The sequence below is a fragment of the Litorisediminicola beolgyonensis genome (assembly GCF_042679605.1).
In the GTDB taxonomy this organism is placed as follows: Bacteria; Pseudomonadota; Alphaproteobacteria; order Rhodobacterales; family Rhodobacteraceae; genus Litorisediminicola; species Litorisediminicola beolgyonensis.
Map to the genome: position 1 here is coordinate 1 of NZ_JBHTMU010000064.1, position 12,221 is coordinate 12,221.

16 protein-coding genes are annotated in these 12,221 nt (G+C 70.8%); 11 read left to right on the forward strand and 5 right to left on the reverse strand.

Going from position 1 to position 12,221, the window contains the following annotated elements; all coding sequences use genetic code 11:
• The first annotated feature begins 14 nt into the window (after positions 1-14).
• Genes ACFQ4E_RS19835 through ACFQ4E_RS19880 form a run of 10 tightly spaced genes read left to right on the forward strand, consistent with a single transcriptional unit; the run spans position 15 to position 8,026 of the window.
• Entirely contained in the window at positions 15-167 is a 153-nt protein-coding gene (locus tag ACFQ4E_RS19835; RefSeq protein ID WP_386806286.1) for a phage head completion protein, read from the forward strand.
• Positions 164-568 (forward strand): DUF3168 domain-containing protein, encoded by a 405-nt coding sequence (locus tag ACFQ4E_RS19840; protein ID WP_386806271.1) that lies wholly within the window; start codon positions 164-166, stop codon positions 566-568. The genes ACFQ4E_RS19835 and ACFQ4E_RS19840 overlap by 4 nt, the downstream gene beginning before the upstream one ends.
• 19 nt (positions 569-587) lie before the next feature.
• Entirely contained in the window at positions 588-1,004 is a 417-nt protein-coding gene (locus tag ACFQ4E_RS19845) for a phage major tail protein, TP901-1 family (protein WP_386806272.1), read from the forward strand.
• A complete protein-coding gene (locus ACFQ4E_RS19850) occupies positions 1,004-1,342 on the forward strand; it encodes a gene transfer agent family protein (RefSeq protein WP_386806273.1) in 339 nt (112 codons plus the stop codon). Before ACFQ4E_RS19845 ends, ACFQ4E_RS19850 begins: the two co-directional genes overlap by 1 nt.
• Positions 1,332-1,529 (forward strand): rcc01693 family protein, encoded by a 198-nt coding sequence (locus tag ACFQ4E_RS19855; protein WP_386806274.1) that lies wholly within the window; start codon positions 1,332-1,334, stop codon positions 1,527-1,529. The genes ACFQ4E_RS19850 and ACFQ4E_RS19855 overlap by 11 nt, the downstream gene beginning before the upstream one ends.
• Positions 1,522-2,175 carry a phage tail tape measure protein gene (locus ACFQ4E_RS19860; protein ID WP_386806275.1) on the forward strand — a complete coding sequence of 218 codons (654 nt, stop codon included), beginning with the start codon at positions 1,522-1,524 and terminating at the stop codon, positions 2,173-2,175. The genes ACFQ4E_RS19855 and ACFQ4E_RS19860 overlap by 8 nt, the downstream gene beginning before the upstream one ends.
• A 13-nt stretch (positions 2,176-2,188) precedes the next feature.
• The gene (locus ACFQ4E_RS19865; protein ID WP_386806276.1) at positions 2,189-2,821 is read left to right on the forward strand and encodes a phage distal tail protein, Rcc01695 family; all 633 of its coding nucleotides are present in this window, start codon (positions 2,189-2,191) and stop codon (positions 2,819-2,821) included.
• The gene (locus ACFQ4E_RS19870; RefSeq protein ID WP_386806277.1) at positions 2,818-3,705 is read left to right on the forward strand and encodes a DUF2163 domain-containing protein; all 888 of its coding nucleotides are present in this window, start codon (positions 2,818-2,820) and stop codon (positions 3,703-3,705) included. The genes ACFQ4E_RS19865 and ACFQ4E_RS19870 overlap by 4 nt, the downstream gene beginning before the upstream one ends.
• Positions 3,702-4,130: a peptidase gene (locus ACFQ4E_RS19875; protein WP_386806278.1), complete on the forward strand. Its 429-nt coding sequence runs from the start codon at positions 3,702-3,704 to the stop codon at positions 4,128-4,130. The genes ACFQ4E_RS19870 and ACFQ4E_RS19875 overlap by 4 nt, the downstream gene beginning before the upstream one ends.
• 2 nt (positions 4,131-4,132) lie before the next feature.
• Complete coding sequence (locus tag ACFQ4E_RS19880; RefSeq protein ID WP_386806279.1) at positions 4,133-8,026, forward strand: baseplate multidomain protein megatron; 3,894 nt, start codon at positions 4,133-4,135, stop codon at positions 8,024-8,026.
• A 19-nt stretch (positions 8,027-8,045) separates the two neighbouring features.
• Here ACFQ4E_RS19880 and ACFQ4E_RS19885 read toward each other — a convergent pair whose 3' ends face one another.
• Together ACFQ4E_RS19885 and ACFQ4E_RS19890 are read right to left on the reverse strand one after the other, a co-directional pair.
• On the reverse strand, positions 8,046-8,459 hold the full coding sequence (locus ACFQ4E_RS19885; RefSeq protein WP_386806280.1) for a hypothetical protein: 414 nt from the start codon (positions 8,457-8,459) through the stop codon (positions 8,046-8,048).
• A 176-nt stretch (positions 8,460-8,635) separates the two neighbouring features.
• Positions 8,636-8,968, reverse strand: coding sequence for a TraR/DksA family transcriptional regulator (locus ACFQ4E_RS19890; protein ID WP_386806281.1), 333 nt, complete (start codon positions 8,966-8,968; stop codon positions 8,636-8,638).
• Positions 8,969-9,051: 83 nt separating this feature from the next.
• Here ACFQ4E_RS19890 and cysE point away from each other — a divergent pair, with 83 nt between their 5' ends.
• Positions 9,052-9,858 carry a serine O-acetyltransferase gene (gene cysE / locus ACFQ4E_RS19895; protein ID WP_386806282.1) on the forward strand — a complete coding sequence of 269 codons (807 nt, stop codon included), beginning with the start codon at positions 9,052-9,054 and terminating at the stop codon, positions 9,856-9,858.
• A 235-nt stretch (positions 9,859-10,093) separates the two neighbouring features.
• On the opposite strand, the gene ACFQ4E_RS19900 is transcribed toward cysE, so the two are convergent.
• From ACFQ4E_RS19900 to ACFQ4E_RS19910, 3 genes are all read right to left on the reverse strand, one after another.
• A complete protein-coding gene (locus tag ACFQ4E_RS19900; protein WP_386806283.1) occupies positions 10,094-10,927 on the reverse strand; it encodes an E3 binding domain-containing protein in 834 nt (277 codons plus the stop codon).
• A complete protein-coding gene (locus tag ACFQ4E_RS19905) occupies positions 10,924-11,166 on the reverse strand; it encodes a hypothetical protein (RefSeq protein WP_386806284.1) in 243 nt (80 codons plus the stop codon). Before ACFQ4E_RS19905 ends, ACFQ4E_RS19900 begins: the two co-directional genes overlap by 4 nt.
• The coding region (locus ACFQ4E_RS19910) for a pyruvate dehydrogenase complex E1 component subunit beta (RefSeq protein WP_386806285.1) at positions 11,163-12,221 on the reverse strand (1,059 nt) is incomplete at its 5' end. The genes ACFQ4E_RS19910 and ACFQ4E_RS19905, both read right to left, overlap by 4 nt.

Below are 12,221 nucleotides of genomic sequence, written 5' to 3' on the forward strand. Positions count from 1 at the left end.
GGTGGCGCATCTCGGTGCGCGCCGCGCCCGAGGGCAGCTCCGCCCGGCCGCGCCCCGGCCAGCGCCTGCGACACGGCACGCGGCTCTTCCGCATCCTGTCGGTCGCGCTCCGCGATCCGCAGGGCCGCTTTCTGACCTGCACCTGCGAGGAGGAGACCGCGCCATGAGCTACGCCGCATCCGCCGCGCTGCAGGAGGCCGTCTATGCCTGCCTGACCGCCGATCCGGCCGTGGCCACCCTGACCGGCGGCCATGTCTATGACGCGCTGCCCGCGGGACCTCTGCCGCGGCTCTACGTGACGCTCGGTGCCGAAAGCGTGCGCGATGCCTCGGATGCCACGGGCACCGGCGCCTGGCACGACCTGTCGCTGTCGGTGGTGACCGAGATCGCGGGCTTCCGCGCCGCCAAGGACGTGGCGGGCGCGGTCTCGGACGCGCTCATTGGCCGCGACCTGGCGCTCGCGCGCGGCCGCCTCGTGGCGCTGCAGTTCCGCAAGGCCCGCGCCCGACGCGACGGCGCGCTCCGCCGCATCGACCTGACCTTCCGCGCCCGCGTGGACGCGGCCTGATCCCAAGGAGACCCAAGACATGGCAGCCCAGAACGGCAAGGACCTTCTCATCAAGGTCGATCTCACCGGCGACGGCCAGTTTCACACGATGGCAGGCCTGCGCGCCACCCGCGTCAGCTTCAACGCCGAAAGCGTCGATGTCACCTCGCTCGAAAGCGCCGGCGGCTGGCGCGAGCTTCTGGCGGGCGCGGGCGTGAAGACCGCCGCGATCTCGGGCTCGGGCGTCTTCAAGGACAGCGACACCGACGAGCGCGCGCGACAGATCTTCTTTGACGGCGAGACGCCCGCCTTCCAGGTCATCATCCCCGATTTCGGCGTGGTGCAGGGGCCGTTCCAGGTCACCGCGATCGAATATGCCGGGAGCCACAATGGCGAGGCGACCTACGAGCTGGCGCTCGCCTCGGCGGGCCAGCTGAGCTTCGTGGCGGCGGTCTGATGGCGAACCCCTGGCGCGGCGAGACGGCGCTCGTGATCGACGGCGAGACGCGGGTGATGCGGCTGACGCTCGGCGCGCTCGCCGAACTCGAGGCGGGCTTGGGCGAGGACAGTCTTCTCGCGCTCGTCGAGCGGATGGAAGCGGGGCGCTTTTCCAGCCGCGACGTGCTGGCGCTGATCGTCGCGGGGCTCCGGGGCGGCGGCTGGCAGGTCGGACCCGAGGCGCTGATCTCGGCCGAGATCGCGGGCGGTCCGATGGGGGCCGCCCGCGCAGCGGCCGAGCTTCTGGCCCGCGCCTTCCTGCCGCCCGAGGCACACGAGGCCCGCGATGCGCCTTGACTGGCCGGGGCTGATGCGCGCGGGCCTCGCGGGGCTGCGCCTGCCGCCGGAGGTCTTCTGGCAGCTCACCCCGGCGGAACTGCAGCTGATGCTGGGCCAGGGCGCCGGCACCAAACCGATGGGACGCGCGCGGCTCGACGAGCTGATCGCGGCCTTCCCCGACAGGACCGGAGACGGCAATGGATGATCTCGACCGGCTCGACGACGCGTTCGGAGAGCTCGACACGACCCTGGGCGGCGCGGCGCAGATGGCCGCGTCCTTCAAGACCGAACTGACCCGCATCCACGAGACCTTCGACGCCGCGGGCCGCGGCGCGCAGCGCTTCGAGAGCGCCCTGAGCCGCGGTGTGTCCAGGGCCATCGACGGCGTGGTGCTCGACGGGAGGAAGCTCTCGGACGCGCTGGGCGACGTGGCCCAGAGCCTTGTCGACACCGCCTGGCGGGCGGCGGTCAGGCCCGTGGCCGACCATGTCGGCGGCGCGATCACCGGCGCGGTCTCGGGGCTCTTCGGCCAATACGCGCCCTTCGCGAACGGCGCGGGCTTCGTGCAGGGCCGGGTCATGCCCTTCGCCCAGGGCGGGATCGTGTCCTCTCCCACCGCCTTTCCGATGCGCGGCGGCACCGGGCTCATGGGCGAGGCGGGGCCCGAGGCGATCATGCCGCTCGCGCGCGGTCCCGACGGCAAGCTCGGGGTGCGCGCTCAGGCCGGCGGCCAGCCGGTCACCGTGGTGATGAACATCTCGACCCCGGACGTGCAGGGCTTCCGCCGCAGCCAGAGCCAGATCGCCGCCGAGATGGGCCGCGCGCTGTCGCGCGGGTCGCGCAACCGCTGAGAGGGAGCCGCAGATGAGCTTTCACGAGATCCGCTTTCCCACCCGGCTGAGCTTCGGCTCGGTCGGCGGCCCCGAGCGCCGCACCGACGTGGTCACGCTCGCCAACGGCTTCGAGGAGCGCAACACGCCCTGGGCCCATTCCCGCCGCCGCTACGATGCGGGGCTCGGCATGCGCTCGCTCGACGATATCGAGGCGCTGGTGGCGTTCTTCGAGGCGCGGCAGGGCCAGCTCTTCGGGTTCCGATGGAAGGACTGGTCCGACTTCAAGTCCTGCGCGCCTTCGGACGCGCCGCGGTATACCGATCAGGTGATCGCCTATGGCGACGGGGTGACGCGCGTCTTCCAGCTGACCAAGACCTACCGTTCGGGCGCGCAGAGCTACCAGCGCCCGATCCGCAAGCCGGTGGCCGGCACGGTGGTGATGGGGGTCGAGGATGTCGAGGCCCGCGAGGCGGTGCATTTCGAGATCGACGCGACCACCGGCCTCGTGACCTTCACCGAGCCGCCGATGCAGGACGCGCCGATCACCGCCGGGTTCGAATTCGACGTGCCCGTGCGCTTCGACACCGACGCGATCCGCACCTCGGTCGCCTCCTTCCAGGCCGGGCAGGCGCCCGACGTGCCGGTGATCGAGGTCCGGGCATGAGCGGTGCGACGGCGCTCCATGCGCATCTCGGGACGGGGCTGACCACCGTCGCGCGCTGCTGGGCGGTGGCGCGCGCCGATGGCGTCGTCCTGGGCTTCACCGATCACGATCTGGACCTGGGCTTCGACGGCGTGACCTTCCGCGCCGAGACCGGTCTGACCGCTCTGGCGCTGGCGCAGTCGACGGGCCTCTCGGTCGACAATACCGAGGCGATGGGCGCGCTTCGCTCCGATGCGATCACCGAGGCCGATATCGCCGCCGGGCGCTATGACAACGCCGAGGTGACCTGCTGGCTCGTCAACTGGCAGGAAGTGAGCGCGCGCGAGATGGTCTTTCGCGGAGCTCTGGGCGAGATCCGCCGTGCGGCGGGCGGGTTCGAGGCCGAGCTCCGGGGCCTTGCCGAGCGGCTGAACCGCCCGATGGGCCGGGTCTACCAGCGCCCCTGCGGCGCGGTGCTGGGCGATCTCGCCTGCGGCTTCGACCTGGCGACGCCGGGCTATGTGCATGAAGGCGCGATCCTTTCCGCCGAGGACGGCCGCGTGCTGGAATTCCCCGCGCTTCCCGGGTTCGAGCTTGACTGGTTCCGGCGCGGCCGGGCCGAGGTGGTCACCGGCGCGGCGGCGGGTCTTTCGGCGGCGATCAAGCGCGATCACGGCTCGGAGCGGGGCACGCGGCTCATCGAGCTCTGGGAGCCGCTGCGCGCGGCGCTTGCCCCCGGCGACGTCGTGGCGCTGTCCGCGGGCTGCGACAAGCGCTTCGAGACCTGCCGGTTCAAGTTCAACAATGCGCTGAATTACCAGGGCTTTCCCGACATTCCGGGCGAGGACTGGATGCTCGTGCACCCGACCCAGGCCAAGACCCGCGACGGCGGGAGCCGCAGATGAGCCGGGTGGTCGCCGCCGCGCGCGGCTGGATCGGCACGCCTTATCTGCACCAGGCCTCGCTCCGGGGGGCGGGCACCGATTGCCTGGGCCTCGTCCGAGGCATTTGGCGCGAGATCGAAGGCCCCGAGCCCGACCCGGTCCCGCCCTATACGCGCGACTGGGCCGAACCCTCGGGCGAGGAGGTGCTGCGCGACGCGGCCACACGTCGCCTGCGTCCTGCCGACGCGGCGCTCGCACCCGGGCAGGTGCTGCTCTTCCGGATGCGCGCGGGCGCGGTGGCCAAGCATCTGGGCATCCTATCGCAGGCGGGGCGCGCGCCCGCCTTCATCCATGCCTATGACGGCCTCGGCGTCGTCGAGAGCCCGCTGACCGACCCCTGGGCGCGCCGGATCGTGGCGCGCTTCACCTTTCCCTCGGAGGCCTGACGATGGCGACCATCCTTCTCTCCGCCGCTGGCGCGGCGATCGGCTCTTCCATCGGTGGCTCGGTGCTGGGGCTGTCGATGACCGCCGTGGGCCGTTTCATGGGCGCGACGCTCGGGCGGGTGATCGACCAGCGGCTGATGGGGCAGGGCTCGGAGACGGTCGAGACCGGCCGGATCGACCGCTTTCGCCTGACCGGCGCGGGCGAAGGCGCCGCCATCGCCGAGGTCTTCGGGCGGATGCGCGTCGGCGGGCAGATCATCTGGGCGACCGAGTTCACCGAGCATGTGACGACGCGCGGCGGCGGTGGCGGCGGCAAGGGCGCGGCCCCGGCGCAGCCAAAGATCCGGGAATACAGCTATTCGGTCTCGCTGGCGCTGGCGCTCTGCGAGGGCGAGATCGCCGGTGTCACGCGGCTCTGGGCGGATGGCGCGGAGCTGCCGCTCGCCGATCTCGATATCCGCGTCTATCGCGGCACACGCGACCAGCAGCCCGACCCGCTGATCGAGGCGGTCGAGGGCGCAGGCGCGGTTCCCGCCTATCGCGGCACGGCCTACTTGGTGATCGAGGATCTGGACCTCGGCCGCTTCGGCAGCCGCGTGCCGCAGTTTTCGGCCGAGGTGGTGCGCCCCTCGACCGAGGATGACGATGTCCCCGCGCTGATCCGCGGCGTCGCGATGATCCCCGGGACCGGCGAATACGCGCTGGCGCCCGAGCCGGAATACCTGGACTTCGGCGGCGGCTCTCACGGCGTCGCGAACGTGAACACCCCGTCGGAGGCCTCTGATTTCGCGACATCTTTCGGGGCGCTGCAGGTGGACCTGCCGCAGGTGCGCGCCACGAGCCTCGTGGTCAGCTGGTTCGGCGACGATCTGCGCTGCGACCGCTGCACGCTGCGCCCCAAGGTCGAGCAGAAAGAGTTCGACGGGCGCGACCGGCCCTGGCGCGTCGCGGGGCTCGGCCGCGACGACGCGCAGGCCGTGCCCCGGCAGGAAGGCGGCGTGGTCTATGGCGGCACGCCCTCGGACGCCTCGGTGATCGGCGCGATCCGCCACATGAGGGATGCAGGCCAAGCGGTTCTTCTCTATCCGTTTATCCTGATGGAGCAGCTTGCCGGGAACGGGCGCGAGGACCCGTGGACTGGCGCCTCCGACCAGCCCGCGCTGCCATGGCGCGGGCGGATCACCACGAGCCTTGCGCCGCTTCGGAGCGGCTCGCCCGACGGCACCGCCGCAGCGCGCGCGGAGGTCGCGGCGTTTTTCGGCACCGCTAATGCCACGGATTTCGCCGTGAGCGAGAGCGGCGTCACCTATACCGGCCCGGACGAGTGGGGTTTTCGCCGCTTCATCCTCCACCACGCGGCGCTGGCCGCGGCGGCGGGCGGCGTCGACAGCTTCACCATCGGCTCCGAGATGCGCGGCCTGACGCAGATCCGCGACGATCTGGGCTTTCCCGCGGTCGACCAGCTGATCGCGCTGGCCGCCGAGGTCCGCGCCCTCCTGCCCGATGCCAAGCTCGGCTACGCCGCCGATTGGAGCGAGTATTTCGGCTATCACCCGCAGGACGGCTCGGGCGATCTGCGCTTTCATCTCGACCCGCTCTGGGCCGATCCGAACATCGATTTCATCGGCATCGACAATTACATGCCGCTTTCGGACTGGCGCGACGGCGACACCCATGCGGATGTCGCGCATGGCGCCTGCCACGACCTCGATTACCTGATGGCCAATGTCGCGGGCGGAGAGGGCTATGACTGGTATTACCCGTCGTCCGAGGCCCGCGCCGCGCAGCGCCGCGAACCGATCCGCGACGGCGCCCATGGCGAGGATTGGGTCTGGCGCTACAAGGACCTCCGGGGCTGGTGGTCCAACCGTCATCACGAACGGATCGGCGGCGTGCGCCAGGAGACGCCGACCGCCTGGCAGCCCGGATCGAAGCCCATCTGGTTCACCGAGCTCGGCTGCCCGGCGGTCGACAAGGGCACCAACCAGCCCAATGTCTTCGTCGATCCGAAAAGCTCCGAGAGCCATCTGCCCTATCACAGCTCGGGCCGCCCCGACGCGCTGATCCAGCGGCAATATCTGCGCGCGATGCATCTCTACTGGGGCGATCCGGACCACAACCCGCGCTCCGAGGTCTATGACGGCCGCATGGTCGACATGTCGCGCGCTTTCGTCTGGGCCTGGGACGCGCGGCCCTATCCGTGGTTTCCGGGCAAGGCGGAGCTTTGGGCCGACGCGCCGAACCACCGGCTCGGGCACTGGATCACGGGGCGGTCGAGCGATCGGAGCCTCGCGTCGGTGGTCGCGGAAATCTGCGCCGCCTCGGGCCTGACCGAGATCGACACGACGCGGCTTTACGGCACGGTCAGGGGCTACGCGGTGCCGCAGGTGGCCGATGCCCGCGCGCGGCTTCAGCCCCTGATGCTGGCCTACGGGTTCGACGCGGTGGAAAAGGGCGGCGCGCTGCAGTTCGTCTCCCGTACGGGCACGCCCGCGCGGTCGCTCGATCCCGAGAGGCTGGTGGCCGGGGACGAGGCGACCCTCTCGGAGACCCGCGCCGCGCCCGCCGAAGAGGCCGGGCGCGTGCGGGTGGGCTTCATCGAGGCCGGGGGCGATCACGAACCGGCCTCCGAGGAAGCGGTGCTGCCCGACGAGGCCACCCACGCGGTTTCGGACAGTGAGCTGCCGCTCCTGATGAGCCGCGCCGAGGCGCGCCAGACCGCCGAGCGCTGGCTCTCGGAGACCCGCATCGCGCGCGACAGCCTGCGCTTCGCTCTGCCGCCGTCGCTCTGGCATCTGGGCGCGGGCGATATCGTCACGCTGCCGCGCGAGGGCGGCGATCTGCGCGCGCGGATCGACCGGGTCGAGACCGGCACCCATCGCATGGTCGACGCGGTGCGGATCGAGCCCGACACCTACATCGCCTCGGACCTGCCCGAGGCCGCGCCGCGCCTGCGCCCCTTCGCGCCCGCGACCCCGGTGCTGCCGCTCTTTCTCGACCTGCCGCTTCTGACCGGCGACGAGGTCCCGCACGCCCCGCACCTGGCGCTGACGGCGCGGCCCTGGCCCGGAAGCGCGGCGCTCTACGGCTCGGCGACCGGCGACGGGTTCGAGCTTCTGGACGTGATCGCCGGGCGCTCGACCATCGGGCGCACCCTGACGCCGCTTTTCGCGGGGCCCTCGGGCCGGGTCCAGCGCGGCGCGGAGCTGCAGCTCGAGATGCTGACCGGCCAGCTTGCGGCGATCTCGGACGAGGCGTTCCTCGCGGGCGGCAACGCGCTGGCCATCGGCGATGGCAGCCCCGGCGCCTGGGAGGTGCTGCAGTTCCGGGACGCGCGACTAGGTGGGCCCAGGACGTGGTTTCTGGGGCATCTCCTGCGCGGTCAGGCGGGCACCGACGGCGTCATGCCCGAGGTCTGGCCCGCGGGCTCCTGGGTGGTGCGGCTCGACGGCACGCCGCGCCAGATCCCGCTCACGCGCGCCGAGCGGCGGGTTTCGAAACATTACCGGGTCGGTCCGGCGCGGCGCGGCTATGACGATCCGAGCTATACCGAGGCGGTCCACGCCTTCGACGGCATCGGCCTGCGACCCTATGCGCCCGCCCACCTCCGGGCCAGGCCGCAGGGCGGCGATTTTCGGCTGAGCTGGGTGCGGCGCACGCGGCTCGACGGCGACGATTGGTCGGCGCCCGAGGTGCCCCTCGGCGAGGAGAGCGAGGCCTATCTCCTGCGGGTGATGGCGGGCGAGACGGTGCTGCGCGAGGTCACCCTTGGCGCGCCCGCCTGGACCTACCCGGCGGCGTTGCGCGCGGCGGATGGCGCGGCCAGCGAGATCCGCGTGGCGCAGATCTCGGCCCGCTTCGGCCCGGGACCGGCGGCACGGCTGGCGGTGGGATGAGGCTCCGGCAGGTGGAGGATCAGCCGGGCACCTCGATGGTGATGCGGGTGATCGTCCGCCCGTATCCGTAGACATCCACGACCATGTAGGTGCCGCATCCGCGTGTGCAGGAGAGGACATTGCGAGCGTATTGCTCGTAGTAATGCGGCACGTCCATCACGCGTGGGCCGATCTGGGCGCGCATGGCGCGGTCCGAGAAGATCGGGTCGGATTGGTCGTGTCTGTGGCTGATACCGAAGCGGTGAAAGTTCGCGCGATCCTGCGCGATCAAAGCCGCGAAAGAGGTCAGCCTCTGGCCGCTGGAGGTCCGGTGATCTTCATCGCCGAGATCAGCGATATAGTGGGCGAGAAGCCGTTCCTGCGCGAGGGCATCTGTCGGGACGAGGGCAGAGAGAGCCGCAAGCGTGGCGGCAAGGGGGAAAAATCGTCTCATACTCGATAAGCTCCAATTCGAAATACGGATCGAGCGTAACAGGGATCGGGGCGAGCTCGAAGCGATACGCTCATACGGCTGACGGTGCCTCCACCGAGCGCCGATGATCCCGGCAATATGCGGGTCGGCGTGATCGAGGAGCGTGTCTTTGGCAAATCCCCGCTATGACCGGGCGCTCACCCCGAGGCGCATTCGACGCAGCGGGTGACGGTCGGATCGAGCCTGAGGCGCCCCGAGGCGATCTCTTCGCCGCAGTCTTCGCAGTAGCCGAACTCACCCTCTTCGAGCCGCGCTAGGGCGGCGGCGAGGGCGCGGCGTTCGCGGTCGCGGCGGGCCTGGGTGGCCTTGGCCATGGATTGCGACAGGAGCGCGTCCTGCCGCGACAGCCGCCCCACCGCCTGCTGATCGAGCGTCACCACCGCCTGGCCGTCGCGACCGCGCGCATCCTCGGCCTCGAGCTCGGCCAGCCGCTCGGCGATCCTGCGGCGTGCCGCGTCCTCATCGATCATCGCCCTTGATCCCCCGGATCACCGATTTGCGTTTTCCGAGGGCGAGCCTATCTGCTAGTCTCGCTGCGGCAAAGGAGAGACCGATGGCCAAGACCCGCGCACAAGTCGCCGAACTCGATCCCGTCTGGGCCCGCATTCTGAGCGAGGCCGAGGACGCGGTGCGCCACGAGCCGCTTCTGGGCGGGCTGGTGCATTCCTCGGTGCTGCACCACCCGACCATCGAGCGGGCGCTGGCCTATCGCGTGTCGCTGAAACTCGCCTCGGGCGAGATGTCCGAGCAGATCCTGCGCGAGATCTGCGACGAGGCCTACGGCTCGGATCCGGACCTGGCGCTGGCCGCGCGGGCCGATATTGTCGCCGTCTACGACCGCGACCCGGCCTGCCACCGGTTCCTGCAGCCGCTGTTGTTCTTCAAGGGGTTCCAGGCGGTGCAATGCCACCGGATCTCGCATTGGCTCTGGGAGCAGGGCCGCACGGACCTGGCCTATCTCTTCCAGATGCGCTGCTCGGAGGTGTTCGGGGTCGATATCCACCCCGCCGCCAAGATCGGCCGCGGCATCATGATCGACCACGCCCATTCCATCGTGATCGGCGAGACCGCGGTGGTGGGCGACAATGTCTCGATGCTGCATTCGGTGACGCTGGGCGGCACCGGCAAGGAGGAAGAGGACCGCCATCCGAAGATCGGCGATGGCGTGCTGATCGGCGCGGGCGCGAAGGTTCTCGGCAATATCCGCATCGGCAATTGCTCTCGCATCGCGGCGGGCTCGGTGGTTCTGGAAGAGGTCCCGCCCTGCAAGACTGTGGCCGGGGTTCCGGCGCGGATCGTCGGCGAGGCGGGATGCCCGCAGCCCGCGATCAACATGGATCACCTGCTGCGCGGTTCCTGACCTTCGGCGCTTGCGTCGCGAGGTGAGGGGGCCCCGCCTTCCATTCATTGCGGCGCCCCGAGGGCGATTACGCGGGGGCGTGTTGCAACGCCCAGCGAAAACTAAAGAGCATTGTGCACGTGACAAAGGTGGAAGGGGGCGCTGCCCCCTCTTGGCCTTCGGCCAATTCACCCCCGGCGGTATTTATCGAAAAGAAGAAGCATGGGGCGGGGTGCGCCCTCGGGGTCCGTGGCGCCTAGGCCAGGAGGCGGATCGGGTGTTCGAGCGCGTCCGCGAGCGCCGCGAGGATGCGGCTTGGTTCGAGGATGTCGTTTTCCTTGGCCTCCCAGGTCAGGGTCAGCGGCAGTTCGATGCGTTTCACGGGGCGTCCCACGGCGTCGAGGGTGACGGTGTCGCGCAAGCGCCCGATCTCGAGGGTGCGACCGTAGCTATCGGGCCGGGCGGAGACGAAATTGTCGAGCCCCAGGACACCGAGATTGGCAATCCGGAAATACGGGCCGCCGCCGTCGATGACCATGGGGCGCTCCGGGACATCGGCACCGGGATCGGTGCGGAGGCGGGTGATTTCTTCGGCGAAGCGCCGAAGCGGGCGGTCGAGGGGGCCGAGAAAGAGATTCCGGGCATAGCTATCCGGGCGGGCGATGGCGAGCCCGACACCTTCGTCGAAATTCTCGTCCACCTCCCAGAGCGCGCGCTCGGCCAGCGCCGCGGCGCGGAGCAGGAGGCAGGTGAGGCCGGGGCGCGGGCCCGAGGCGCCATAGGCGGCGATGAGGTCGGCGCGGGCGGCCATCAGTGCCGTCGCGTCGATGACGCGCGTCGCGTGCAGGACGCGGCGGTCGCGCTCCCAGTCCGGATCATACCAGATCGAGGCCATGGTCTCGGCGCGATGTGGCGGCTCGGTGCTGTGTTCGCGGACGCTCTGGTCGCGGCTTATGTCGGGCGCGGCGGTGTCGAGATCGCGCAGCACGATCCGGCCGTTCGGACCGCTGCCGGTGAGGCTGGCCAAGTCGATGCCTTGCGCCTCGGCGGCGGCGCGGGCGGCGGGCGAGACGCGCAGGCGGTCGGTCATGCGAGGAGTTCCACGAGGTCGAAAGGAGGGCGCGGCCGCTCGCCCCGGACACGCGCCGCGACGGCGCGTTCGATCGCGCCGCGATGGGCGGCGATCCATTCATAGGCCTCCTGGTGGCTCGGGCGGTCGCCGGAGCGCAGGCTCTCCATCAGGCATTCGGGGACGAGCGCTCCCTGGCCGTCGATATCGACCCGGTAGGCCTCGCGGGCGGCATCGCGGCCGCGGACGGCGACGCTCATGCGTAGGAGACCCGGCTGGCGGCGGCGACAACCGCGTCGGCGGTGACGCGGGCCACGGCCTCGAGCGGTTCGGCATAGGGCATCGGCACGTCGGCGCCGGTCAGGACCGCGACAGGGGCGTCGAGCGCGTCGAAGGCCTCGCGCATCAGCACCGCGGCGAGATGCGCGCCGATGGCGCCCATCGGCCAGCCTTCCTCGATGGTGACGCAGCGATGGGTGCGGGTGACGCTTTCGATCACAGCGTCTTCGTCGAGCGGACGCAGGCTGCGCAGGTCGAGCACATCCGCTGCGATCCCGTCGGCGGCCAGGCGGTCGGCGGCCTCGAGCGTGGCCTCCATCGCCGGGCCGTAGCTGACGAGCGTGACATCGTCGCCCGAGCGCCAGCGCCGCGCCTTGCCGAAGGGCACGGTGTAGTCGTCGAGGTCCGGGACCTCGAAGCTCTTGCCGTAGAGCGTCTCGTTTTCCAGAAGGATCACCGGGTTCGGATCGCGGATGGCGCTTTTCAGGAGACCCTTGGCGTCCGAGGCGCAATAGGGGGAGGCGACCTTGAGGCCCGGGACATGGGCGAGCCAGGCGGCGAAGCTCTGGGCGTGCTGGGCGCCGACGCGCGCCGCCGCGCCGTCGGGGCCGCGAAAGACGATGGGACAGGCGAGCTGACCGCCGGACATGTAATGCGTCTTGGCGGCGGAATTGACGATCTGGTCCATCGCCTGAAGCGCGAAATCCATTGACATGAACTCCACGACGGGCTTGAGCCCGCCCCAGGCCGCGCCGACGGCGAGGCCCGCGAACCCGGCCTCGGTCACCGGCGTGTCGAGGACGCGTGTGCCGCCGAAGCGGTCGAGAAGGCCCTGGCTGATCTTGTAGGTGCCCTGCGCCTCGCCGACGCTTTCGCCCATGAGAAGCACGGTGTCGTCGCGGGCCATTTCCTCGGTCAGCGCCTCGCGCAGCGCTTCGCGCACCGGTTTGCGGACAAGGGCGGTGTCGGCGGGCCAGTCGGGTTCGGTCCGGCTGACGCCGCGCGGCGCGGGCGGGCGCGGGGCGGCGGGCCGGGG